Source organism: Ruegeria sp. AD6, from assembly GCF_056542325.1.
In genome coordinates, this window is sequence record NZ_JBQFZQ010000019.1 from 1 (window position 1) to 24,240 (window position 24,240).

Here is a 24,240-nt window from a genome sequence, read left to right on the forward strand (position 1 = left end):
GAAGCCGACATTCACGTGAAGTGTAACCAACGGCTGTTGTGAGCCCACTCTGACCGATGCTGCGCGATGCCCGAATGACAACAATGCGCAGAAAGCTGACTTTGCAAAGTTTGAGTAATTTTCCTCTATTCGACGTTTAGAACCTAATGATTGGTCCGTTTGTTATCGGCCTATTTGGCGTTGCCAATATTTCACTTCCGCACCTATGCAGCGATTTGCCTTCAACCTTTCATAATCCATAGTTGAAGGTGTTCTTTAAACTGATGTTTGAACTGGTGAAATCCGGAAGCAAAAAGCACTCAACCGAGTACGAGGATCCAGAACGGTCGCAAGAGGGAAGGCGACGTTGTCAGTACACGTCGCCTTTTTCGTTGTTTTGAAACTACTCCAAGATACCGAGGATCTACTCGATTAGTGTGATCTCATCGGGCCGCCATGTTCCTTCAAACCAAGGCTCCAAAGGACCGTAGAGTCTTAGAACCGTGGACCAGGATTTTCCGGGCATTGTCTGTATCCAATTGCCCTCTTTGCCTTCTGGCGCTTCTGGCGCAAACCAAACCGTAAAACTGCCGTCCTCGTTTGCTTCCAAAGTGGGTTGGTTACTATCGACCCCTGCAAGTTTCTGGTCCGTTTCGAGAAGTGAACGGGTTTGCGTGTCGTAGACAACGAATGACCAATAGTCTTTTGCTGGCGGGTTTGGGGGAATTGTCACCGAGTAAGTTTTACCACCGTCGAAGTAGTTTCCATCGCTGTCGCGATTCGCGAGTGCGTATTGCGATCCGACCCCTACCTTTTGAGCGACCATCGCAGGCGTGATTCCGGTCGCGTAGTAGTGGAACAGAGTCCGCGCATCTAGAATTTTGACGTCACCGGCTTGGAACTCGTGATTACCCCCGACAAACGCGGTCTTCCAATACCCGTCGTCATAGTAGAAAGGTGCGCGGGATCGTGGGTCAAAGTTAAGAGATTTCGCGGCAGCAGTGCCAAGTGCCACGGCTTCGCTCAGCAAGGACTTCAGTTCATCATCAGGTTCAAAAGGCTCTCCCTTGCGAATCCCTATCGAGAACATAGCGCCCATCAACTCTTCCGGCAGCGCACCTTCGGCTTCGCTATCGACGACGGCTTTCATTTCATCGAAAAAGCTGAAATCGTTTGCGTGGATTGTGTTGAACTGTTTGTCCGTTAGATTCACGAACTCTTGCTCTGGTGGGTTCTCTCTGTCTTCCCAGCGATAGACACGCAAAGTTTCTTTGACCCGGTTTACCGCCGCTTCAACACCGTCATCCCCGTAGAACGCACGAAGCAAAAACCAGTTACGATAGCTTGGTGGCTGAACGATAAAATAGCCCTCTTCCGGCAAATCCCCTTCGAATCCGGGAGGCACGATCAGAAATTTTCCGCCTTTGCCTTCGTCAGGGCCAGCATTACCGATATCGGTGACGTATCGCATGTATGCGTCGTTCACGAAACCCAGCATACCTTCGGGCACTTCATATACCACCGGACCTTCGGAGAGATCGGTACAGTTCAATATATAAATTGTTGTCGTGTTGGGTGTCAGCAGTAGCGAACGCGCGTTATACAAGTCTTCAAAGATGCCGATTTTCATCGGATCAACACCAGCGCCTTCTTCAAGACCATGACACATCGCATAGGTCGATGCGGCGGGCATACCATCCATGAAAATCTGCATACCCCGCACGAAGTTAAGCGCGTTGTACGACAACTTCGCGGTTTCTGGCGTTGGAAGTCCATCGAAATACTCCAACGCACCAAAACGTGTTTCCACCGTGTCCGGCACAATGATGCTGTCGGGGACGTTCGCACTGTATTCCTGTGCTAAGGCCGGGATCGCAAGAGACAATGCGGCTACACCTGCGAACATCAGTCTTTTCATACCGTTTTCTCCTAGTGGGATAAGTCTACTATTCAATTCACTTTTTCCAGATCGGGTAGTTTCCAACCGCTTTCTATCCAGCCTTCAGCTGGTCCATAGAGACGAAAAAGCAAGAAAAAGTCCTCGCCGGTCGGAATCCAATTGCTTTCCAGCCCATCCGGAGCAATTGGGCCGAAATACACGTCAGCCGAGCCATCTTCGTTAACCTGCATGTCAGGGAGGTCAGGCGTCGCCAATCCCACCCGCTCCTTGCCTTTTACAAAGCCCTTAGTTTTCATGCTGTATACAATGACGGACCAAAAATCCTCGGCGGGCGTGTCTGATGGAACTGTCAGTTTGTAGGTATCTTCACCGTTGAGCATGGCGCCATCACTGTCGGTTAAACCTGTCAGGTAGAACGTGCCTCCACCGAGCTTTTTGGGCAGGTAAGTGATCCAAGAATATGACCCGCCCGCGCGGTCGTCGATCAAAACCATATCTGTCGTAACATAGGGAAATCCGGCTTCCGGCTGGCCTTCGGCGAATGCCCAGACACCCCATTGGCGATCTTCCCACAAAGGCACGACAGAGCGCGTTATGAAGTGTTCTTGCATCGTATCGTAGGCACATTGGAGACCATCCAGCATGGCCGCTTGTGTCTCCTCGTCTGGTTCAAAAGGATGGCCTCGCACAATGCCCAGAGACGCCAGCATCGCCATCATTACCTTGTCTTGCTCCAAAACAGGCTCGCGCTGAATGACCGCATTCAGATCAGTGAAGAAAGTCATGTCGTATACAGGCAGCGTGTTGATGGGGTTCTCTTTTACGTCGATGAACCGTGTTGCCGGAGGATTGTCCGCATCCGACAAGGCATAGACTCGGAGCGTTTGGGCATATGCGGCCTGGTCTGCGCTTGTGCCGCCATCTTTTGCAACTGGACGGAAAGCAAAATGAACGCCATAGCTGTTGGACTGGTGAACGTAGTACCCGTCTGACGGTACGTCTCCGTCGTAACCAGGCGGCAGGATGAGGTATTTGCCACCTTCCCCCGCATCTTCGCCTGTCGTTCCGACGTCTGCCAGCGGGACTTGCCAGGCATTCACGATGGTTCCAAAGAAGGCCGCCTTATCACCGGCAGGGGGCACATCAATGACTACAGGCTCGTCAACAGTGATTCCGCCGCCGAATACATAGGGCGTGACATCGTTGGCCGTTAGAAAGCCGTGGCGACTGTCCATCGGCTCGCTCATATAGGCGATAACGCCCCGATCAGCGCCGGCATCGCGCTGGATTGCAAGTTCGATGTCATAAACGCCGACCGCCGGCATGCCCCAAATCGCAGCTTCACACGCGCGACGTTCGATCAGGTTCCGTTGTGCGTCTGACATCTCGGCGCTTGCGCTGATGGGTAAAAACAGGATCGCAGCGGTGGCCCAAGTTGAAAGGCATCCAATTCTGGGAACGTTATTCGACATTGCTTTCTCCACGTATGCTTGGATGTGAATTTATTGCACAAAGCCAAACGGGATGCGTATCATTTCACGACAGCGGACTTGTAGAAGCGAGACAATCTGGCATGAGCTTACCCCCAATGATTTCGGCGAAAGCACTTGGAGCAATGCCGCAGTTTGTCTTGGATGTGGCGGGGGAGAGAAGGCTTATCGCCGCGATGAGGGCAGCCGAACTGTCGCATAAATTCGTGGATGCACGTTCCGGCTATATTTCGGCTCATTCGCTGGCGACGTTCATACACGAAGCGGCTCGGTCAACCGGGCTACAGAACATCGGTCTTTTTTGGTCTCCTCACCTGACTGTCGCAGAGTACGGCGCATGGGGGCGCTATGTTCTTTCGGCCCCGAACTTGGGTGCGGCCCTCAATCGTGCTTCTTTTGTGATGCCGCTTCACTCGTCCACAGATAGGGCATGGTTGGAAAGCCCTGGATCACCCGCCAGGTATTGTTACGATTTTGGTATTAAATCTCACCGCGCCTATCCCGATGTCGGCTTCTCCGCGATAGGAGTCATTCTTAGTATTTTTAAAGCTTATCTCGGAGCGAATTGGACGCCGCGTGCCGTTCTGTTGAATTTCCACAAAGTGACGAACGCGAACGAAGCTGAAGATGTGTTTAGGTGCCCGGTTATTTGGGACGCGCCGCGGTTGGGGATCGAGTTTGATAGGTGTTGTTTGCAAGCCGGCCGCTCAAGTCGACTCAACACCGAAAGTCCAACCACAGTCGAAGACATAGCTAGGGAGCGTCTAGGTGGACCTCCTGAGACGCTTTCTGAACGTGTTGCAGAACTCGCGCGCCAGCAACTTCATGGTGATGCGGTTTCGATAGACTCAATTGCGCGTTCTCTAGATGTAGGTGTGCGAACCCTTCAGCGCAGGCTTGAAGCGGAGGGCGGACGTTATCGTAATATTATCAATAGAGTCCGCGTAGAACGCGCGACTGAACTTTTGGCTTTACCAACGGAAGCGGTATCTGACATCGCTACCGCACTGGGATATGAAACGTCCAATAACTTTAGCCGGTCATTTAAAAGGCAAATGGGCATTTCACCCACCGAATTCAGAAGCACTCTTTATCGCAAATAAAATTGGACACAGAGTTCTCGATTAGAAGGTCTTGTATGGGCTGCCACCCGTCACTGATGGAAGAAGAAGGAAAGGGCAACTTCGAGCATCGTTGCCCGACGTCGTAAGCGGCACGAAATAGTCGCATCGCCGCCCCATTATTCAACCCTTTAAGCAATCATCGCCGCCAGGTTATCAAGCGCCTTCTTGTAGTTTAATCCAAAAGCGCCCTTTAACCGCACGACCAAGTTTTTTTTAGCGTCACTTTGTTGGCCTATCAAAAGTGGGTGCTCGTGAAACAAATCTGAACGCAATCTTTGACGAACCTACGCTCTGATTTCGGCCTTCATGAATTCAACAAAGGCCTTCACGCGCGGTTTGCGAAAAGCTGAGGGCAAATGGACACTTTGGATCGGGAGCGTGCGGGAGCGGATTCCAGAGAACAGCTCGACCAACCGCCCTGTTTCCAGGTCATCCCCGAGGAATACATCGGGGCAGATAAAGATACCCCGCCCTGCGCGTGTCGGCACGAGACAGGCAGGAGGGCTATTGGCGAGAAACGGCCCGGATACGGGCACTTGTATGGTTTGGCCTTCGACCTGAAACGGCCAGCGGTTCGGGTCGGGGTTGTTCGCATCCCTTATGCAGATGTGTTCGGAAAGCTCGGCAGGATGTGAAGGCGTGCCATGCTCTGCAAGATAGGCCGGTGCAGCCACGACCTTCATATGCGTCTCGCCCAGCTTGCGGACAATCAGGCTTGAATCATCAAGGTTCCCAATCCTGATTGCAATGTCAAAGCCACCCTTGGCCAGATCAGCATAGTGATCTGACAGGTCCAACTCGACCGTGACACTCGGATGTTTTTCAACAAAACGAGTTGCGGCTACCGCCACCGCGGTGTCGCCATAGGTGAGGGGTGCCGCAACGCGAATTACACCTTTCAAACCACCTGAAGTATCGAATTCGGCTTCCAGCTGTTCAAGCTCGGCAAGAACACGTCGCGCCCCTTCCAGGTACTTTTCTCCTTCGTGAGACAGAGACATTGAGCGCGTGTTACGGTGAAGGAGCGTCATGCCAAGCAGGTTTTCGAGCCCGGCGACACGCTTGCTCACCAATTTGTTCGAAATCCCCAAGCGCTGCCCAGCGGCAGCGAAGGAACCGGTTTCCACGACAGCCACAAAGCTTCGCATTCCATCAACCCGGTCCAATCATTTATCTCCAGAGTGGCGATACATACTCTCAATTATCGCCATTTCAACGAACAAAAGCCACACCTAAGTTCTTCTCAAGCTCAAACGCTGGAGACAAGAATATGGCAAGTTCACATGCACCTATCTCGATTGGTCAGGTTGCCCTGACTGTACGCGACCTTGATGGCATGGCCGCGTTTTATGAAGACGTGATTGGCCTTGGACTGATCAAACGCAACGGCGAAACCGCCTGTCTGGGGACCGACGCTGGGTCACTGATCGAGCTTCGCCAGGACCGCAATGCCAGGCCTTTCCCGCGCGAGGCCGGACTATTTCATACGGCGTTCTTGCTGCCAACCCAGCATGATCTCGCCGCTTGGTTGATTCATGCCGAGGAACGCGAGCTCCGGCTTGATGGCGCATCACATCACGGCGTTAGCGAAGCTCTCTATTTAAGTGATCCGGAGGGGAATGGCATCGAAATCTACCGAGACCTGCCGCGCGAGATATGGAAGCACAGCGGCGACCAAGTGCAAATGACAACGCAACCGCTTGACCTGAACTCGCTGAAGCAAAATGCCACGCCGTGGCACGGCGCGCCTGGCGGCACTGTCATCGGACATGTCCATCTGCGTGTTGGCGACGTGGATGAGGCCGCGCGATTTGTTACTCAGGCCTTTGGAATGGTGCAGACGTTCCAACTGCCCTCGGCGCGTTGGTTCGGGTCAGGCGGCTACCACCATCACCTTGCAGTCAACGAATGGCAATCCAAAGGGGCAAAGAAGCGCACAGAATGGAGCACAGGCCTCGCGAGTGTCGAGCTTCTGGCGGAATCTGAAAGCCTAAACCCTGGTCGCCTGATCGACCCGTGGGGAACTGAATTCGAAATCACCGCGACGCAAGCCCGCGCCGCGTGAATTCCTATCACCACCGCTTCAAAACAAGGAGAAAATCAATGACCCCCAAAGAACTCGTACTGGAGGCTGTTGCAGCCATTTTTATCAATTTCGACCCATCCGCAGCGCAGCAACTGCTGGCGCCGGACTACATCCAGCACAACCCCGCCGTGCCGACAGGTGCAGCCCCCATACTTGGCTTCATTCCAGGCTTGAAGGACAGTGGGATCGAAGTGAACATTCACCGCGTGATCGCCGAAGGGGACATGGTTGTTTTGCACACGACCTACAACAATGCGCAGGCTTTTGGCGCAGATACGTTGGTTGGCTTCGACGTCTTCCGCGTGGAAGATGAAAAGGTTGCAGAGCATTGGGACAATCTGACTCCGCTCGCCCCGCCAAACCCTTCCGGTCACACGCAAACCGATGGCCCGACCGACATCACTGATCTGGACAGGACAGAAGAGAACAAAACACTGGTCACGGATTTCGTTGAAACCATCCTGAAAGGTGGTGAAACTGATCGGATCACCGACTTCCTGTCCACCGAAACCTACATTCAGCACAACAGCCAGATCGCTGATGGTCTGGACGGTTTGGGCGCCGCTTTGATGGCGATGGCGGATCAGGGCATCCAGATGATCTATACCGATGTGCACATGGTTGTGGCCGAGGGTAATTTTGTCTTCACCGCATCCGAGGGCACATTGGGCGGTGTACCGACCGCGTTCTATGATCTGTTCCGCGTTGAGGATGGCAAGATCGTCGAACACTGGGATGTGATCGCGGATATCCCATCCGAGATGGCCCATGAAAACGGTAAGTTCTGATCGGGCGGCAACATGAAAACGTTTCTGATCACTCTCATGATGATGCTGGGAAGTACGGCCATGGCACAAGATGCTGGTGTAATTGAGATCGCGACTATGAACCTCGCAGAAGGTGTCACGGCACAAGAATTCGAACCGGTCGATAAGGCCATCGAAAAAGAGCATGTCAGCCAGCAGCCCGGCTTCATCTCACGCCAAGCGGCCTTCGCGGACGACAAATGGGCTGTCGTGGTGAACTGGGAAAGCGCGGAGGCCGCGCAAGCGTCGATGGACAGTTTTGCTTCCGCCCAAGCAGCCGAGAAGTTCATGAGTATGATCGACGCAACCTCAATGTCGATGAAACGCTATGAATTGGCGCGATAGCGTATAAACCTCCACAGCATCCGAAGGAATTACGGGTGCTGTACACTTTGTTATCATGACCTGTTCAAATGCAAACGTTTGCAGCAACACATTGTATAGTAAGAAAGTAGCGCATCCGGACACGCCCGATGTCGCTACAAAAGACAGCCATATTATGTGTCTGGGAGCTTGCAAAGCTCGGCGATGAAGGACCGCTTTAGGCTGCCTCCAGTCATATACACCGGAGGCAGCGAAAGGCGACTACGAGCCCAAAACGGAAGTCTCTAATTTACGCCACACGCGCTCGCAGCGAACATTTTCTGCGTGCGCATTACCTTGAAGATTGCGATACAGCGAGAAGAGCGGCTATTCGAGATGGGCGCAAAGAAATTTCATCAGGCAATTTACAGGTAGCGGACAAAGCTGCAGATTGATCTTGAACGAGTACGTGTAAGTTCACGGATAATGGAGGCATCTTTGATCCACATTTCGAAAGCACCCGGCACATCGACAAAAAGTCGCGGAGCAACCTGATCGAGTGCGATTATGCAGCTATGAAGCGACTGCCTGGGTGTCGTCAGAGCTTTCAATCTTTAGAATCTGCAAAAGCGAAACTGAGCCGGATCGAGATGATAAGAACAATCAAACGAGGTCAGATTCAGGACAGAAATCCGGGCATCCGTGGCGAGATCTAGTTCACCAGCCAGCTCTTCGAAATAGCATGATCCAATGCGCCGTATCGACAATCGCGCAACCTAAAACACTGACGCAACAGCCTCGGAGGACAAAATGATAAAGATGATCAAACTGGCCCTAGCTGCGTTACTCTTTATGGCCATGAGTGGGCCGAGCCTTGCGCAGGATGTCACAATCACCGTGCAATCGGCTTTTCCGACCAGCCTTCCGGTCGTCAATACGATCCGGCAGTTCGAAGCAGACGTCGAGGCAGCCTCTGGCGGGACTATCCAGATCGAGCTGGCGGAACCTGGCGCAATTGTCCCACCGTTCGACATTCAACAGGCGGTCTCTGACGGCGAGATCGAAGCGGGCTATACCGCTGCGGCCTACCTTCATGGGTCCTTGCCTGTTGCGTCGTTTTTCACGTCGATGCCGTTTGGGCCGCAGGCGCTCGATTATATGGCTTGGTTCTACGAAGGCGGTGGGCTCGAGCTCAATCAGCGCATGTATGACGATGCGGGCTTTGACCTAGTGACAATGCCAGTAACCTTCACCGGCATGGAATCGGGCGGCTGGTTCAACACACCCATCGAAGGGACCAACGATTTTGCCGGGCTCAAACTGCGTTGGACCGGGCTGGCCTCAGAAGTGCTGGCAAGCCTGGGCGCGGATACCGTGCTGATCGCAGGCGGAGAGATCTTTCCATCGTTTGAAAGTGGCACCATCGACGGGACCGAGTTCAGCTTTCCCCAGGTGGATCTTGCTCTGAATTTTCCGGACGTGGCTTCTTTCTACTATTTCCCCGGCTGGCACCAACCCTCGACGATGATTGAGTTGGTCATCAACCGCGACGTTTGGGACGGCCTGACGGACAGCCAGCGCACGATCATCGACATGGCGGCCAGAACCAACGCGATGCGTTCGGTCCTGCAGATGGAATTCTCACAGGCCGCCGCCGTCGCGCAAATGGCAGAACAGGGCGTGGACGTCCGCCTTTACAGCCCAGAGACCCTGGACAGCCTCCGAGTTGCCTGGGATGCGCTTGTCTCCGAGATGGCTGCGGCTGATCCTTTTGTGGCCGAGGTCTGGGACAGTTTACAGGCCGCACGAACGCAAGAAGACGCCTGGGACGCTTTGACCGAAACACCTATGCAGCGCCCATGATCGGTCGTCCCAGCGTGATCTTTGGGCCATAGCGCCTGGGGCCGAGACGTGCCTTGCACAACATGGGCCGGGCCTCAAAGGGCTCAGAGCAGCCCAATGCACCCCCAGCGTTTCCCTGACAGGCCAGATCTTGAGCAATCATAGTTAAGGCACATTGACCGTCTTGTGCTGATGTCTGCCTTGCCGGCGACGTGAGTCAAAATCCCAGACTTTACTCAATAGTCTCATCCGTCAGGGCAAAAGGTCTTATCAGCAATAAGGCCAGCATAAGAGATCCTGTATGAAGTTATCATCTATCACCATGACCAGGTTATTCAGCTCGGAGAATCTGGATCCCTCTAGAATGTTAACTTCATAGCTGACCCAGTCACCATCCGCTTTGGGCTGTTTGATTTCGGCGATTAGGACAATCTGCTTTCCGTCAATACTACCTGTAATCGCTGCATTAGGTGGATCCGACTCAAAGCTGTCCTGCCCCTTGCTCCACGCGTCTAACAAGTCAGCGCGACTGATTTGCACCGCACTACGGTAGGGCCGATCCGCAAAAATGGGGACATCGGAACTTACTCCGTGTAAAGTCATAGTGTCGTCCGTTAGCGTGGCGCGATCAGCGGTTTCAATAAAAAGATAACTCTCGGCTTCTGATGCATTGTTGGTGGCTTGTGCGATTGCAGAGACTGCGAGAGCACTCAATATAGTTGCTGCTCCGAAAAGCTTGGCCGAAACTCTCATAGTTACCTCCAGAGTTGGGATGGTCGTTATGTATGAAGTTGAATCTAGATGCCGGCTCGCACAGTTGGCGCCAGATACGTGAAGTGGAAACGTGGCGCTGTTCAGCTTTCTTCTCGCCCCAATTTTCCTGGCAAGAATACAACTAATCAAGAATACGCTTTTTCCTTTTGGGATCCATGAACCTGGGAAACAAAACGACACGGATGGCTTACTGGTTACCAATTTAAGGCGCATGGCTCACGTGCCAGACGTCTCAAGTTTGGTGGCTTGCAATTCCACAGATCGATCTAGTGGTAGCAATGCACCGCACTCACGTGGCGCAGCGAATTTGCCGGAACAAACTCACATACTTGCGCGCCAATGCGAACTATCACGATGGCAGCTATCGCTCGCACTACCAAGCTTTGCTTTGCGGCAAGCTACCTAAGGGAAGAGGAAGTAATTTGACGTTGTTTGGTAGAGTGAATCAGAAATTCTCTCAGCGTCTGGAACGCCGCGTAAAGGACCGGGATCATTATAAGACCCAAGGTACTATCGACAATCATGCCAAAGAGTACAGGATAGCCAATAGATACACGTGCCGCAGCTCCAGCGCCGCTGGACAATACCAGAGGCAATACACCGACGATGAAGCACAGACCCGTCATGGTGACTGGACGGAACCGGATTTCTGCCGCTTTCTGGGCGGCTTCACGGATGCTTGCTCCGGACAACCTTTCTTGATTTGCGAATTCAACGACCATGATGGCTTTCTTGGCTGCCAGTCCGATTAGCAACACCATTCCAATCTGTGCAAAAATATTGCTGGTGAGAAACGGGAAATAGGCAATGGGTATGAGCGCACCCAGCAACGCAAATATGGCTGAAGTGACAATCGACAGCGGCAGTATCCAGCTCTCATACAAAACCACAAGAAACAGGTAAGCCAAAACCAGGGCCGACAGCATGATAAAGGGTACCATGCCCTGTGACTTGACCTCTTGCTGGGTCACACCCGACCATTCGATCCGAAAGCCGTCTGGCAGCGTTTTGTCGGCAATCTCTTGCATCGCGTTGATGCCCGCACCCGAACTAACACCGTCTGTCAACTGCGCACTGACAGAGGCTGCGGTGAATAGGTTGTAACGCGGGATCGCATCCGGTGCGAGAACCGGTTCGCTGCTCACGAAATTGCGCAAAGGCAGAGACTCTCCCGCGCTGTTTTTGACGTAGATATTGTCCACATCATCCAGCGTTTGCCGAAACCGCGCGTCGGCCGAGATGACGACCCAATAGACCCGTTCCGACAGAATGAAATTATCCACGAAGAAGGTGCTGAGATTGGCCTGCAATGCGGTGAAGATGTCCGAAACGCTTACGCCCAGCGTTTCAGCGCGATCCCGATCCATGGACAATCGGTATTGCGGGGTCTGACCGGAAAAGCTGCCATGGGCGCGAACGAATTCTGGCGCGGCGTTCAGGGCTGTGACGAAGGCATTCATGACGGAGTCAAGCTGCGCGCCATCGCCCTTTTCAAGATCCAAAAGCTCGACCGAGATACCACCCGTCGATCCAAGCCCGTGGATGGTTGGGAAGGGAAACACATAGCTTTCGGCCTCGGGCAGAGTGGCCAGTTTATGGTCCAGATCCTGCATAATCGCATCCCAATGCAACTCCGGGCTGGCGCGTTCGTCCCACGGCTTGAGAGTGATGATGGCCATTCCGGCATTGGAGCGGACGCCCGTCAGCATGCTGGCGCCGGACACTGTTGTCACGGTGTCCACGCCGGGCGCTTTTTCGATCACCTCGCCGGCTTTGGCCATAAAGGCCTGGGTTCGCTGTAGGGAAGCACCATCTGGCAGCGCCATGGCGGCCAGCAAAACACCGTTGTCCTCTTGCGGGATCAAACCGGTAGGAACGGTTTTGAAGAGGTAAATGGTAGCCCCGACAGAAGCGGCAAAGACAAGCAGCGAGAACGCGATGTACCTCAACATCAGCGAGACAAGCCGCATGTATTGCCGCCTGATCCAAAACACCGCCGCAGGCACAAACTGCAAGGGGCCAATTGGTTTCACTCCTGCTTTCAGTACCATGGCACAAAGCACTGGGGCCAGGGTCAGTGCGTTCACGGCAGACAGCACAAAAGCGAAGATGATCGTCGCGGCGAACTGGTAATAGATCGTTCCCGTCACTCCGGGAAAGAAACACACCGGAACAAATACGGCCGCCAGCACAAAAGTGGTCGCGATGATCGGGCGATTGACCTGTGACATCGCCTTGAGCGTGGCGTCGCGCGGCTCAAGCCCCTCATCGGTCATGATCCGTTCGGCGTTTTCAATGATGATAATGGCGTCATCGACCACCAAAGTGATGGCTAGAACCAAAGCAAACAGCGTGATCATGTTTGCGCTGAACCCAATCGCATAGATCAGCGCGACTGCTCCCAGCAAAGAAACCGGGATTGCAATCGCGGGAACGACTGTCGCTCGGAAACTGGCCAGAAAGAAAAACGTGACTGCGATCACCAAGCCTGCTGTCAGCGCCAGAGTTTTCAGAATGTCTTCGATCGAAACACGCACAGCATCTGTTACGTCATAGGTGATCTCATATGAGACACCTTCGGGAAATTTCTTCGAAAGCTCACCCATCAGGTTGTGGATGTTATCTGAAATCTCTAGCGCGTTGGCCGTGCTTTCCTGATGCACCGCAATCGCCGCCGTATCCTTGCCGTTCAGTTGCGAGGACCCGGCATAGGTGGCTGAACCAAGCTCAATCCGTGCCACATCCTCCAGTCGGGTGACCGATCCATCGTCGCCCGTTGAAATGATGATCCGGCCGAACTCTTCAGCGTCCCGCAGTAGACCCTCGGCGCGTAGCTTGAACTGAAAATCTGTGCGGGCATCGCCAAATGGCGGGGCTCCGACTTGTCCGGCGGCTGCTACAACATTTTGGCTTTCAATCGCATCGGCAATCTCTGACGCGGTGATATTCAGCGCGGCCATACGAACCGGGTTGATCCAGACCCGCATACTGTATTCCAACTGGCCGAATTGCGAGACCCCACCCACCCCTTGCAGGCGCTGCAGTGGATCATGCAGGAAATCGGCCGCGTAATTGCTGAGGTACAACTCATCTCGTGACCCGTCAGGAGATGTGAGGTTGATCACCAGGATCATATTTCCGGATTGTTTGGTAACCTCGATCCCCTGCTGTTGCACAATGGATGGCAACTCGGCACTGGCAAGGGCGATGCGGTTTTGCACCTCCACCGCCGCAACATTGGGGTCGGTTCCCAAGTCGAACGAAACACTCAGGTCATAGCTGCCATCATTCGAGCTTTTGGACTGCATGTACAGCATGCCGTCGATCCCGTTCACGCGTTCCTCAATGGGTGTGGCCACGGATTCCTGAATGACTTGCGCATCCGCGCCCGGGTATGTCGCTGTCACATATATCTGCGGAGGTGTAATGTTCGGATATTCCGAGATAGGCATGAGCCGGACGCAGACCGCGCCAGAAAGAACCATTAAAATCGCGATGACAGCAGCGAAATGCGGGCGATTGATGAAGTAGTGAGAGATCAAGTCAAGCCCTAACTCTGACTATCGACCGCTTTTACGACCAACCCGTCGTGAATTTTCTGCAGCCCTTGCACGACAACTCGATCGCCGTCTTTCAGGCCAGAGTTCACTTGGGTTCTGGTTGCGGTCTGAGTGCCGATTTCGATATCAGTTCGGTGAACCGTGTTTTTGTCATCCACGACAAACACAAAATAGCCCTGCTTGTCGAACTGAACTGCATTGCGCGGCACGGTCAAAACCTTGGTGTCGTCCGAGCCACTGAGCGTGACGATGACAAACTGACCAGGAATGAGAAGCCCTTCGGGATTTGAGAATGTGGCCCTTAGCTCGATTGTATCGGTATCCTGACTGACGCTGTCGCCCACATAGGTTACCTTGCCTTCCGTATCGTAAGTCTGACCGTCGGCTAGTGTAATCTGCGTTGCCAGTTTGATGCCCTGCGGCGAAATCGATCCATTGCGTCGTTCACGCAGCAATACGGGTTCACTAACAAAAAAGCTCACCAGCATGGGATCAACGCTTGTGACCGTTGCTAGGACACCGCTGTCGGAATCCACGATGTTACCCGCATCGACTACAGACAACCCGATGCGTCCATCCAGAGGGCTGATGATCTCTGTATGATCCAGATCGATCTGCGCTATTTCAAGTTCGGCCTGTGCCTCATCCACTGAGGCTTGGGCCTCGTCAAACGTCGCCTTGGCTGTGTCCAGAACGGACTGGGGAACATCACCTTTGTCGAATAATGTCTGTTGCCGGTCGAGTTCCGTTTTGGCGCTGAGCGCAGAAGCCTGAGCGCTTTTCAAAGTAGCCTGAGCGGCATCAACACTTGCCGCATATTTCCTTTTCTCGATGCGGAACAGCACGTCGCCCTTTTTGACACCCCCACCTTCGGTGAAGCTGACCTCTTGCAGGACACCATCCACTCTGGCCTGAAGGTCGACACTTTGATCAGCGACGACACGACCCACAAATTCATCCTGTTTCTGCAACTCCTGCCGTGTTGCGGGAGCAACAACGACACTGGGTGCCGACGGGTCAGACTGCGCAGCTGCGGAACCCACCAAACCGATGGCGAACAAAGTGCAGAGTAGCTGGTTCGTTATCGTCATCCGATGCTCGCTTATCCGCAATTTGATGTCTGCAAGACTACTATTCATGGCCCTTCAAATCGGCGCAACGGAAATTTAGCCTGCACGATTGATCGAATTGACGGGACTCTACAACATAAACCACTTATGGCAGTCCACCATCTGGCCCGGTATAGGGGGGACGCCAAGAAAAGCTGTCGATGAACATAATCACATTGTCCATCGCCTGAACCTCATCCCCCTGTATTGTATCGTAGCTGTATGAAACTTTTTCACCGTCGACCGTCGGGGATGATATCTCGATGATCAATACATGAGACTCCTCATCAATCTCACCCGACAAAGCTGCATTTGGCGGGTCAACGTCAAAGCTGTTTTCACCTTGGCTCCAAACATCAAAGAAGTGATCTCGGCTGATGACACCGGCGCTGCGGTACGGTCGGTCAGAAAACACCGACACCTCGTCGTCGACACCGTACAGAACGAGTTTCCCATCTTGGAGCTCAGCTTTTGTGGCGGTTTCAACAAACAAGTAGGTCTTGTTATCTGCTTCTTCGGCCAGAGCAAGTGGTGCAGCCAAAGCGCTGATTCCGGCCAGAACAAGAAGTATCTTTTTCACTGTCTTTCTCCTTGGTCCATCATGTCAGTCAGGCGTGAACGGTGCCAGATATCCGGCGGCCAACCCAGGAAGTATTTAGTCCAATTGGTGGAAGTTTCTTATTTCCCTCAAAAAATGTATTTGAAATCATAGCCTTAGGACCAAACAGCGGATTCAACCGGCGTCGGGCCAGATTGATTGTTTTTCTCAATCTGATTGAGAACCCAACACTCCAGAATCTGCATCCAGCTGAATTGTATTGCCGCCACCTGTGAATGCATCTGCCGCAAGATCCCACCCACCTTCGATATCTGCCCACGGACTCTCATCGATAACGAGATAGCTTTGCTCAAGGGCAGGTACTGCGGAACCTTGCAGGATGGTGTAGGAAAAAGTCAGTGTGTCACCAGATTGCCGAGGGTCCGATAGTTCGACGACCAGCGCGACAGGTTTGCCATCCGCTTGGCCCATCAGCGCAGCGTTTGGTGGATCGTCAGCAAAACTATCCTGCCCTTCACTCCAGACTTTGAGCAGTTCGGAACTTGGTATGACCCCAGCGGCGCGGTGCGGGCGATCTGCAAATACGATCATGTTCGCGTCCGGGTTTTCAAGTGTCAGGATCCCGTTGTGCAGCGTTGCCACGCTGGCGTGCTGAACAAATAGAAAGCTGGCTTGGTCTTTCGTTTGTTCAGCAGATGCAGAAGCCGCAATAACCCCCGCTGCCAGAGTGGTGGCAATGCCTGTGCTCAAGATGCCTGCCTTAGTCATGCCTATTCCCTTTTCGACGCGCAAAGTGCTTCAAACGCTATATGACGTGACTGCGGCACCCCTTTACGAAGGGCACCGCGATAGGTGAGCGCACTCAAATATCTCAGTTCGACGAAACGCCCTGCGAAAGAATACCCATACCCACATCGCCGTTCAGCTGTGTCGATTGTCCCGCGTCCCCGGTGGAAACGGCTGCCAGATCTGCCATGGTTTTGTAAAACTCCGCGAACGGGTTGTCGTCGATCACCAAATAGCTCTGTTCTATGGATTGGACCCCAGTACCTTCCAACACGGTGTAATCGAAGACCAAGTTTCCGTCTTTCCTCTTTGGGTTGGTCAGTTCAACGATTATCGAAACAGGTTGGCCTGCGGATTGCCCGACAAGCGCTGCATTCGGCGGGTCCTCGGCAAAGCTGTTTTGCCCTTTGCCCCAGATCTTGATCAATTCCGAGCTTGGTACCGCAACTGCAAGGCGGTGCGGACGATCCGCAAAAACGATCATATTTTCGTCTGCGTCATGAAGCGTCAACGTGCCGTCATCCAGAGATGCGGAGGGCGCATGTTGAACGAAAAAGAAGGTTTCCTGAGCAGGTTTTTCTTCTGCAGTTGCAATTGCAGGTGCCAGTCCGACAACAAGTGCAGCAAGCGAACTCCGGAGCGCCTTGAGTGCCTGTTTCATAGGGTTTCCATCCTATTCAAATTTTCTGTTGGTTTGTTTGCAGTCCGCTCGACCTTCGCCAGAGGGTACTCAACTAAGCTCTCGTCCACGCATCGCACCAAGCTTTGCATCTCCGAAAAGAGAGAAACCATTTCCCCTTAGCGACCCTTCAAGCCAGCAAACAACACAACGCCGGTTAACTATGCGGTATCAGCTTGAACTTTTTGACTCACGTGCATAACGTCTCAAGTTCGCTGTCACAGAGTGCCACTAGCCGAACCAAGGATCGTCGTCGCTGCAGCAATGAACCGAGCCGACCATGCTACCTCCGCGACGAAGCTCTGAGATGCGGGCGCGGTCACAATACCCCGCGGCATTGTGGATATTGAGAACCAGCGGAAAGTCAGCGGGTGCGAATTGCAGTGAGACTTAGCGCAAATGGCGCTCGCTGGACGTTTTATTCGGAGGCTCTAGCGCACTAAATTGCATGATGGTTAGATGTGTGTGCTACGTCGAAGGTCCCACTCGTTCTTGCCAACGCGCCCAGGTTCTCAAAGAAGCCTTTGTTTGGTTTGATTGAGCTTTCTCTGGTCAGAGTTGGATGCAGGTGGGTCGAATTACGACTAGCATCTACGTTGTCCGGTTCGATGTATTCGGAGCCCAAGATATCGCCCGGTTTACAGTTGTACCGGCGCCGGAAACTTCGAACAAAGCTTGACGTGTCGAGAAAGCCCAAACGAGTTGCGACAGATGTGACCGCCCCTCGTGTTGGCTGACTACTGGCAAGCGTGTCACGTGCGTATTCCAGGCGGAGGTTGGCCAAATAGGCCTGCAATCCGCCATCTGCGCGAAACAAGCGATACAGCGTCGATCGCGACATTCCTACAGCGGCGCACATCTCGTCAACGTTCAAAGGCAGCGAGAGCGATCGCGAGAAAATGTATTGTTCTGCGCGAATACGCTTGGCTCTTTCGGTATGCAGGTCTTCCGAATTGAGTTCCTCGCGATCCGTAATCGCGGCGACGAGCAGAGACGCGAACAGGTTGATCGCTGAAGCATTGCCTGTTTCCGGTTTGTGCGAAATTTCGTTCGCCAGATGTAGGAAATTGGCGATCATCAACCGTCCGACTGGTGTACTATTGTCAAAATGCGTCATCGGTCGCAGAGGATGGCGCGTGACTTGAAGGGCCGATTTCCTGAGGGCAAGATACGTGACCTTAGAGCGGTCGCAGTAGCAATATCGGGTCGCAGACAAGTCCATTACAGTGAGAGAGCCAGGTGCCACCCGGGTGGTTTCTCCGTTCACTTTTGCGACCGTGTGCCCCTCATTCTGGTAACGGATCACGACGCAATCGAACTCGTGATTATTGCCTACGAGTTCCGCCGGAGACATGGCCAATTGGCAGAACACGGCGTCTTCCAACTGACGAGACGACACGCTGAGTTCCAGATTCCGACGAGAAACCAAGGGTCTTCCCACGCGCCAAAAGTCCGCCATGAAATCGTCCCACGCATCCCGACGCGCCTTTTCCGGGAGCATCGAGATATTCAGGTCTGGTTCGAGGCCATTCATCTTCGATCTCGTTTCCGCATCGGTTAAGCTAACATACTTGTTCGCATCATACTATCTTAAGGTTGAGCCGATCAACGTGGACTCATTCTAAAATTTACTTCGTAGAGCATCTCCGCCAAAACCTCCAACTTTCAAGCAATGAGGCGAAGGATTGCTAAAAGTTGTCGGGTCCTGTCTGGTTCCTATGCTTCGACACTGCTTTTTTCTACTAGCGGAAGATCCGTTTTGACAGTGTCTTACCAAAAAATACGGTGCCCTACGAATTTCCGGTTTCGCAGGCCGCACGGCGGCAATTCCGAACATTTTCCCGCAACTCGAGATTTGAATTCGCTCGCGGCGAAATGATGGTTTGGGATTCACCTAGGTTTGTCATGATGAATGACTGCTATAGGGGATTTCGCCGCAGCGCAGAAAGCAATCCGCTGCGGGAGCGAGGATTTTCTGCGTCAGCATTCGCCGTGCTGTCAAAAGGCAGCAAAGTCCGCATTGCTGTCGTCCATGTGCCATGCAGCTAAGGTCTGGAGCGAGCCCAACCTGTAAGTTCGCTTCAAAGACACACGCACACTCGCAGCATGATTATTGCTGCATCTGCGAAGTTCCTAGCGCTGCGAGGCGGCAGATAGACCAGCCATTGGTACGCAATGCAGTTTCTTTTTACCGTTTGTTTGAGGGCCGATATCCCATTGCCTGTCTTTGGGAAACGCCGCAGTTTCATTGGACCGCTGTGAACTCATTTTTGACCGATGTTGCATTTTGATCGAATGGCAGAAATCAAATCGTTTGCGCCGAAATTTCGACGACTTAGAGCGTTGAAAAATAGCAAGGACGCGGGCCTTTCAACCCAAGCACGTCGCAGAAACTGAATGGCCGACTCTTAATTTCCTTCATTTGTCCACTCTCGTGACCAGCGTTCCAGCTCACTCAGGACGGCGTCCAGAGACTTCCCTTTTTTTGTGAGAGAGTATTCGGTTTTTGGCGGCACCTCCGCATAGACCTTGCGGTGGATAACGCCATGGTCTTCCAGTTCCCGCAGCTTTCGTGTCAGGACTCGCTGCGTAACATCGGGCATTTCGCGGCGCAATTCGCCATACCGCTTGGTTCCCGTTTGCAGCGTGTGCAGTATCTGGCATTTCCATTTGCCACCTATGATCTCAATCGCGACCTCGGCTGGGCAATGGTGATCGGTCATGTTCTGCTTTGCATCATTTGCCATTCCGGACCTCATTTACGGTGCGCATCACAGCTTTGGAAGGAAGCATGGCAAAACCTTGCTCCACATTTTGCAACAGATGCCTACGCTTATTTGCACAGAATTTCCCCGTGGTATCCATTTGGTTCCTACTAACATCAATCGTAGGTAGATGTCATGTTGTTACGACAGTCAATGAAGCGGCCTGATCTGATCCGGGAAATCTGAAAATTCCAGATGACAGAAAAAGGCCTTCTACCACTGCACCCCGCCGAACCAGACAGGAGGCCCCATGAAACCGAACTTCATTATCCCACTCGCCACAGGCGCGCTTTCTCTTGCGCTTGCAACCGGTGCAGCCGCATCTGACAACCCACAATCCACCACCGTTCTTGAGTTTGCGGATGCCAACACCTTGTTCGTTGCAGATTCCGATGGTGCAAAGATTTACGCTTATACGCTGCCGGATGCCGTTCCAGCCACAGAATCTCGCGGCTATAACCTCATTGGGCTCGGCGCGCAGATCGTCGAGCAGTTGGGGGTGAACCCCTTTGCGATCAGCTATCACGATATTGCCGTGAACCAGGTCTCGAAGGAAACCTACATTTCCCTGTCGATCCGTGCAGGCGATGAGAAATCCCCAATGGTCATCCGGGTCGATCAGGATGGGACCATTGTTCCACTCGATCTTGCGGCTCTGAACAGCACATCCTTCGCGCTGAGCGATACCCCGGATGATAGCGTGACGTTCTGGCGTGACATCCCGGCTTCGACCTTCACTGTCACCGATATGGATTATGTCGACGGCTCGCTGTTTGTGGCGGGGCTATCGACGGGGGAGTTCGCCTCGACCCTGCGGCAGGTGCCGTATCCGTTTGACAGCAGCGCCGCCGCTTCCAGTATCGAGATGTTCCATACGGTTCACAATCAGACCGAAACCCGCGCCCCGATCCGCGCGATGAGCGTAGTGGACCTGAACGGGACGCAGACCGTTGTGGCGGCCTATACCTGTACGCCATTGGTCACGATCCCTTCAGCTGATCTGGTCGATGGCAGCCACGTCATTGCTAAAACTGTCGCTGAGCTTGGCTATGGCAATACCCCGCTTGAGGTGCTGCATTTCACCGCGCCCAATGATGAGTTCCAGCCCGAAGAATATGTGCTGGTCATCAACAAGGAACGCGACGCCGACCTGATGCGCGTGACCGACCTTGCGACCGCATCGGCAAGCGAAGGCCTGTCGCAACCTGTATTGTGGGGGGATGCCGGTGTGGAAACCACAGCGCGTCCGTTGGGCGCCGTGTTGCAGGCCGATGATCAGGATGAGCAGTATCTGCTGACGCTGAAACGGAACCTCGATACCGGCGACGTTGATCTCGTGTCCTACCGAAAAGGTGCTTATTTCCGCCTGAATGACTTTGTGAGCGAATACAACTTCCCTGATTACGCCTATTCCGATGAGCAGGAGTTCTACCGCACATTCCAGAACCTGCTGAAAGCGGATGCAGGCTATCCAGATCTGCAAAGGTAGGATGCATATGCGAAGCCTGATTGTATCTGCGGGCGTCGCACTGGTCGGTTTCATATCGGCCAGTGCAGCCGCATATGCTTGTGAAGCAGACAGTTCGCCGACAGCCAAGGTCGAGCAGGTTTACCCGTCAGCGAATATTCTGCCCGAAAACCTGCTACGCTTTTATATCTACTTCTCTGAGCCCATGGCTCGTGAGGGGATATGGAACTCGGTCGTTCTGTTGGATGCAGATGGGGAAGTCGTGCCTGGTGCATTCATCGAGAACAAGTTCGACCTCTGGTCTCCCGATGACAAGCGCTTGACGGTTCTGTTCGACCCGGGTCGGGTCAAAACAGGTTTGGTGGCACATAATACATTGGGCCGGGCACTGGAGGCGGGAAAGAGCTATACCTTACAGGTCGGTGCAAGCGCCGAGACTCGTAGCGGATGTAGCATCGGTAGCGATTACGGCAAGAGCTTCGAAGTTGCTGAGGCTGATTTCGATGCGCCGGATTTGGCGGCGTGGCAAGTTATCGCGCCGCTTGCAGGTACAAAAGAGCCTTTGCGTGTTGAGCTGGATGGTCCAACCGATCACTTGTCAATGGCCTATCGTATTCGGGTCAAGGATGCTGATGGCAGTTTCGTGCGTGGCGCACTGCAGTTGGACGACAATGAACAGGCATGGGTGTTCACACCTCAAAAACCCTGGACGGAGAAATCGCACCAGATTGAAGTGAGCACGATGCTGGAGGATATTGTCGGCAACCGCCTGACTGGATTGTTTGACCGCCCCGTAGTGAAAGACGGCTTTAGTGAGCCGGGTTCTGAGGTTGAAACCCTACCCTTCACGCCGCACCCGAACTGAGAATTAACACAAGAAAGAACACCAAAATGAAACTCTTCTACGCGCCCGGAACCTGCGCACTTGCCCCTCATATCGCGCTGGAATGGACCGGTACATCCTATGAGGCTGAACGCGTCGAACTGGGATCAGACGACTATCTCAAAATCAATCCGCTCGGCATGGTGCCTGCGCTGAAAGATGGTGATCACCGGATTATGACGCAGGCGGATGCGATCTTAAAATATATCGAGACGAAGTTCCCCAATGCCGATCTTGGTGTTGCAAAAGATCCACTTAGCCAGTTTGAACTGGATGAAGCATTGGCTTTTCTGACCGGGGATTTCCATCCGGCATTCTGGCCCTTCTTTGTGCCGGACCGATTTACAGCCAGCACTGAAGAAGCCGCACAGAATGATGTGCGCGAGGCCTCTTTTGCCCGGATTGTCCGGGTCATGAACCACCTTGAGATGCTCCTGGAAAGCGGCACGCATGTGGTTGGTGGCAAGCGTACAATTGCTGATCCCTACGCCTTCGCCATGACCCGTTGGACGGCGCACACGCCAAAGCCATGGCAGGAATATCCTGCTGTAAAACGGTTTATGGAAACTATGTTGGAAGACAATGGTGTGCAGAATGCCATGAAAACCCAAGGCTTGGATTAGCCATGGCACAGTATGACTACAATGCCCCCCAATACCATGTCGCAACACGCGACAAGGTGAACACAGAGCTTCTGCGGGGCATCTTTCCCGCGGATCGTTCTGCTTGGGACAACGATCCGCAGTTTCTGGGCTGGCCTGCCCATCTGCAACGCTTGCATGCCTCAATATCCGAGGCCAGCGCACGGTTGGTCGGGGGGCTGGAGGCCGTTCTGGACGAACCCGAAGGTAGCGTTCAGGAGGTGATGGGGCTGACCGGCATGAACCGTCTGGGCATTGATCTGGTTGTACATGTTCATGGGCATCACGGGTTTGAGGATGCCAATGTCCTGCCGGGTTTCCTTGGGCGGTTTCCCCAATTGTCACAGGCGATTGATCTTCTGGAAAACGACCACACGTTCCTGGACCAGGCGCTGGATCAGTCGGAATTGGTCTTTGCCAAGCTTAATGGAGAGGGCACATCAAAAGCCACGGTCGGAAAGGCGCTTGAGCAGGCCAAGGTACTGAACAAGATATTGCACCGGCACACCTATGACGAAGAAGATATCCTGATCCCGGCGGTGCTGCGTGCCTATGCCTGAAACCCCCGAAGACATCCCCCGGCTCTTTGCCGAAGCCTGGAATGCCCGCGACGCGCAGGCGCTTGCGTCGCTCTTTGTCGAAGATGCGGATTTCGTGAATGTCGTGGGCTTCTGGTGGGACAACCGCAATGAGATCGAGCGCGCGCATCTCTACGGCTTGACGACTTTTTTCCGCTATTCGGAGATTGCGGCGCGGCGCGTCAAGGTGCGGCAGGTCGGTGACGACGTCTCAATCATCCACACACGCTGGAAGTTAACGGGTCAGATCGATAAAAACGGCCTGCAACTTGATACGCGTTTCGCGATCATGGTGTTTGTGGCGCAACGAAAGCAAAGCGGGTGGGCCGTTCTGGCCGCACAAAATACCGACATCGTACCCGGTGCAGAAACCAATGTCGTCAGTGACGGTGTGATGAGAGCTGCGGACTATCGAAAGTAAGACGAATTTTGACAGTGTTTGCTCAAGTGTTGTCGAATGATGGTCAACAAGAGCATCGCAGACAATTTCCAGCCCATAACCTGAAGTCCGCCGTACCGCCAATTTCGAACAGAACTAATTGGTTTGGCGCCACGGAGTGGCTATTCAATAGCCGCTCTAGCGGTAAATGTTGCTTCACGGCAAGAACCATGCCGAGCCCGCGAGTGTTTTCTGCGTCAGCAAAGGGCGGGTTTGTCCTGCGTCGGGCTTTTCGGAACAAGCCGCGGCGAAAACCTGATCTCCGAGCCGGCCAAATCAACGTTGTCGAACGTCTGGTTCGGTGATGCTCGCTGCAGGGCGGCGGTCGACCTGCCGCAACCGCAAAACTATGCCGCGTCAGCGAAGGTCGAAAATCCAATGGCTGCAAAGTCCCGACAGCGGTAATTGTGAACCTCTGTGAGGATCGTCGGCTTTGGACCCTTCTAGAGCTTTTGATTGGCTCTGATAT

Annotated in this window: 21 protein-coding genes; 10 read left to right on the forward strand and 11 right to left on the reverse strand. The window is 53.5% G+C overall.

The features are described 5' to 3' along the window. Window positions 1–403 precede the first annotated feature (403 nt). Complete coding sequence (locus ACR0KJ_RS18945) at window positions 404–1,897, reverse strand: DUF1254 domain-containing protein (protein ID WP_480627408.1); 1,494 nt, start codon at window positions 1,895–1,897, stop codon at window positions 404–406. 32 nt (window positions 1,898–1,929) lie between these two features. After that, entirely contained in the window at window positions 1,930–3,351 is a 1,422-nt protein-coding gene (locus ACR0KJ_RS18950; RefSeq protein WP_170452361.1) for a DUF1214 domain-containing protein, read from the reverse strand. On the opposite strand from ACR0KJ_RS18950, the gene ACR0KJ_RS18955 reads away from it, so the two are divergent. Beyond that, window positions 3,315–4,472: an AraC family transcriptional regulator gene (locus tag ACR0KJ_RS18955; RefSeq protein WP_480627409.1), complete on the forward strand. Its 1,158-nt coding sequence runs from the start codon at window positions 3,315–3,317 to the stop codon at window positions 4,470–4,472. The two genes, ACR0KJ_RS18950 and ACR0KJ_RS18955, sit on opposite strands and share 37 nt — an antisense overlap. Before the next feature lie 305 nt (window positions 4,473–4,777). Here the strand turns inward: ACR0KJ_RS18955 and ACR0KJ_RS18960 are convergent, their stop codons facing one another. Continuing rightward, window positions 4,778–5,659: a LysR family transcriptional regulator gene (locus tag ACR0KJ_RS18960; RefSeq protein ID WP_480627410.1), complete on the reverse strand. Its 882-nt coding sequence runs from the start codon at window positions 5,657–5,659 to the stop codon at window positions 4,778–4,780. Between the two features lie 104 nt (window positions 5,660–5,763). Here ACR0KJ_RS18960 and ACR0KJ_RS18965 point away from each other — a divergent pair, with 104 nt between their 5' ends. The 4 genes from ACR0KJ_RS18965 (at window position 5,764) to ACR0KJ_RS18980 (ending at window position 9,551) form a co-directional block, all read left to right on the forward strand. Next, window positions 5,764–6,558, forward strand: coding sequence for a VOC family protein (locus tag ACR0KJ_RS18965; RefSeq protein WP_170452355.1), 795 nt, complete (start codon window positions 5,764–5,766; stop codon window positions 6,556–6,558). A 38-nt stretch (window positions 6,559–6,596) separates the two neighbouring features. Then, window positions 6,597–7,367, forward strand: a complete 771-nt coding sequence (locus ACR0KJ_RS18970; protein ID WP_170452353.1) for a nuclear transport factor 2 family protein — start codon at window positions 6,597–6,599, stop codon at window positions 7,365–7,367. 12 nt (window positions 7,368–7,379) lie between these two features. Beyond that, entirely contained in the window at window positions 7,380–7,730 is a 351-nt protein-coding gene (locus ACR0KJ_RS18975; protein ID WP_480627411.1) for an antibiotic biosynthesis monooxygenase family protein, read from the forward strand. 768 nt (window positions 7,731–8,498) lie between these two features. Beyond that, window positions 8,499–9,551, forward strand: a complete 1,053-nt coding sequence (locus tag ACR0KJ_RS18980) for a TRAP transporter substrate-binding protein (RefSeq protein ID WP_170624443.1) — start codon at window positions 8,499–8,501, stop codon at window positions 9,549–9,551. Between the two features lie 249 nt (window positions 9,552–9,800). Here ACR0KJ_RS18980 and ACR0KJ_RS18985 read toward each other — a convergent pair whose 3' ends face one another. The 8 genes from ACR0KJ_RS18985 to ACR0KJ_RS19020 form a co-directional block, all read right to left on the reverse strand. Beyond that, window positions 9,801–10,283, reverse strand: coding sequence for a hypothetical protein (locus tag ACR0KJ_RS18985; RefSeq protein WP_480627412.1), 483 nt, complete (start codon window positions 10,281–10,283; stop codon window positions 9,801–9,803). 419 nt (window positions 10,284–10,702) lie between these two features. Further along, a complete protein-coding gene (locus tag ACR0KJ_RS18990) occupies window positions 10,703–13,846 on the reverse strand; it encodes an efflux RND transporter permease subunit (protein WP_480627413.1) in 3,144 nt (1,047 codons plus the stop codon). Between the two features lie 8 nt (window positions 13,847–13,854). Then, entirely contained in the window at window positions 13,855–15,003 is a 1,149-nt protein-coding gene (locus ACR0KJ_RS18995; RefSeq protein WP_480627414.1) for an efflux RND transporter periplasmic adaptor subunit, read from the reverse strand. A 76-nt stretch (window positions 15,004–15,079) separates the two neighbouring features. Beyond that, window positions 15,080–15,553, reverse strand: coding sequence for a LamG domain-containing protein (locus ACR0KJ_RS19000; protein ID WP_170521913.1), 474 nt, complete (start codon window positions 15,551–15,553; stop codon window positions 15,080–15,082). 186 nt (window positions 15,554–15,739) lie between these two features. Beyond that, window positions 15,740–16,300, reverse strand: a complete 561-nt coding sequence (locus tag ACR0KJ_RS19005; RefSeq protein ID WP_171208903.1) for a hypothetical protein — start codon at window positions 16,298–16,300, stop codon at window positions 15,740–15,742. A gap of 103 nt (window positions 16,301–16,403) precedes the next feature. Then, window positions 16,404–16,979 (reverse strand): hypothetical protein, encoded by a 576-nt coding sequence (locus tag ACR0KJ_RS19010; protein ID WP_480627415.1) that lies wholly within the window; start codon window positions 16,977–16,979, stop codon window positions 16,404–16,406. Between the two features lie 457 nt (window positions 16,980–17,436). Next, window positions 17,437–18,531, reverse strand: coding sequence for a helix-turn-helix domain-containing protein (locus ACR0KJ_RS19015; RefSeq protein ID WP_170510936.1), 1,095 nt, complete (start codon window positions 18,529–18,531; stop codon window positions 17,437–17,439). An 874-nt stretch (window positions 18,532–19,405) separates the two neighbouring features. Further along, window positions 19,406–19,744 carry a winged helix-turn-helix transcriptional regulator gene (locus ACR0KJ_RS19020; RefSeq protein ID WP_480627416.1) on the reverse strand — a complete coding sequence of 113 codons (339 nt, stop codon included), beginning with the start codon at window positions 19,742–19,744 and terminating at the stop codon, window positions 19,406–19,408. Between the two features lie 268 nt (window positions 19,745–20,012). Between ACR0KJ_RS19020 and ACR0KJ_RS19025 the strand changes: the two genes are divergently transcribed. Genes ACR0KJ_RS19025 through ACR0KJ_RS19045 form a run of 5 tightly spaced genes read left to right on the forward strand, consistent with a single transcriptional unit; the run spans window position 20,013 to window position 23,753 of the window. Continuing rightward, window positions 20,013–21,251 carry a hypothetical protein gene (locus ACR0KJ_RS19025; protein WP_480627417.1) on the forward strand — a complete coding sequence of 413 codons (1,239 nt, stop codon included), beginning with the start codon at window positions 20,013–20,015 and terminating at the stop codon, window positions 21,249–21,251. A 7-nt stretch (window positions 21,252–21,258) separates the two neighbouring features. Continuing rightward, window positions 21,259–22,095, forward strand: a complete 837-nt coding sequence (locus ACR0KJ_RS19030) for an Ig-like domain-containing domain (RefSeq protein ID WP_480627418.1) — start codon at window positions 21,259–21,261, stop codon at window positions 22,093–22,095. Window positions 22,096–22,121: 26 nt separating this feature from the next. After that, on the forward strand, window positions 22,122–22,736 hold the full coding sequence (locus ACR0KJ_RS19035) for a glutathione S-transferase family protein (protein ID WP_480627419.1): 615 nt from the start codon (window positions 22,122–22,124) through the stop codon (window positions 22,734–22,736). Window positions 22,737–22,738: 2 nt separating this feature from the next. Then, entirely contained in the window at window positions 22,739–23,314 is a 576-nt protein-coding gene (locus ACR0KJ_RS19040) for a hemerythrin domain-containing protein (protein WP_480627420.1), read from the forward strand. Beyond that, a complete protein-coding gene (locus tag ACR0KJ_RS19045) occupies window positions 23,307–23,753 on the forward strand; it encodes an SgcJ/EcaC family oxidoreductase (protein ID WP_480627421.1) in 447 nt (148 codons plus the stop codon). Before ACR0KJ_RS19040 ends, ACR0KJ_RS19045 begins: the two co-directional genes overlap by 8 nt. Window positions 23,754–24,240: the final 487 nt, after the last annotated feature.

What these genes read in the sequence shown, in the direction of transcription:
- ACR0KJ_RS18945 (WP_480627408.1), bottom strand. Translation starts at nt 1,897, where the DNA reads ATGAAAAGACTGATGTTCGCAGGTGTAGCCGCATTGTCTCTTGCGATC.
- ACR0KJ_RS18950 (WP_170452361.1), bottom strand. Translation starts at nt 3,351, where the DNA reads ATGTCGAATAACGTTCCCAGAATTGGATGCCTTTCAACTTGGGCCACC.
- ACR0KJ_RS18965 (WP_170452355.1), top strand. Translation starts at nt 5,764, where the DNA reads ATGGCAAGTTCACATGCACCTATCTCGATTGGTCAGGTTGCCCTGACT.
- ACR0KJ_RS18970 (WP_170452353.1), top strand. Translation starts at nt 6,597, where the DNA reads ATGACCCCCAAAGAACTCGTACTGGAGGCTGTTGCAGCCATTTTTATC.
- ACR0KJ_RS18975 (WP_480627411.1), top strand. Translation starts at nt 7,380, where the DNA reads ATGAAAACGTTTCTGATCACTCTCATGATGATGCTGGGAAGTACGGCC.
- ACR0KJ_RS18980 (WP_170624443.1), top strand. Translation starts at nt 8,499, where the DNA reads ATGATAAAGATGATCAAACTGGCCCTAGCTGCGTTACTCTTTATGGCC.
- ACR0KJ_RS18985 (WP_480627412.1), bottom strand. Translation starts at nt 10,283, where the DNA reads ATGAGAGTTTCGGCCAAGCTTTTCGGAGCAGCAACTATATTGAGTGCT.
- ACR0KJ_RS18995 (WP_480627414.1), bottom strand. Translation starts at nt 15,003, where the DNA reads ATGAATAGTAGTCTTGCAGACATCAAATTGCGGATAAGCGAGCATCGG.
- ACR0KJ_RS19005 (WP_171208903.1), bottom strand. Translation starts at nt 16,300, where the DNA reads ATGACTAAGGCAGGCATCTTGAGCACAGGCATTGCCACCACTCTGGCA.
- ACR0KJ_RS19010 (WP_480627415.1), bottom strand. Translation starts at nt 16,979, where the DNA reads ATGAAACAGGCACTCAAGGCGCTCCGGAGTTCGCTTGCTGCACTTGTT.
- ACR0KJ_RS19015 (WP_170510936.1), bottom strand. Translation starts at nt 18,531, where the DNA reads ATGAATGGCCTCGAACCAGACCTGAATATCTCGATGCTCCCGGAAAAG.
- ACR0KJ_RS19020 (WP_480627416.1), bottom strand. Translation starts at nt 19,744, where the DNA reads ATGGCAAATGATGCAAAGCAGAACATGACCGATCACCATTGCCCAGCC.
- ACR0KJ_RS19025 (WP_480627417.1), top strand. Translation starts at nt 20,013, where the DNA reads ATGAAACCGAACTTCATTATCCCACTCGCCACAGGCGCGCTTTCTCTT.
- ACR0KJ_RS19030 (WP_480627418.1), top strand. Translation starts at nt 21,259, where the DNA reads ATGCGAAGCCTGATTGTATCTGCGGGCGTCGCACTGGTCGGTTTCATA.
- ACR0KJ_RS19035 (WP_480627419.1), top strand. Translation starts at nt 22,122, where the DNA reads ATGAAACTCTTCTACGCGCCCGGAACCTGCGCACTTGCCCCTCATATC.
- ACR0KJ_RS19040 (WP_480627420.1), top strand. Translation starts at nt 22,739, where the DNA reads ATGGCACAGTATGACTACAATGCCCCCCAATACCATGTCGCAACACGC.
- ACR0KJ_RS19045 (WP_480627421.1), top strand. Translation starts at nt 23,307, where the DNA reads ATGCCTGAAACCCCCGAAGACATCCCCCGGCTCTTTGCCGAAGCCTGG.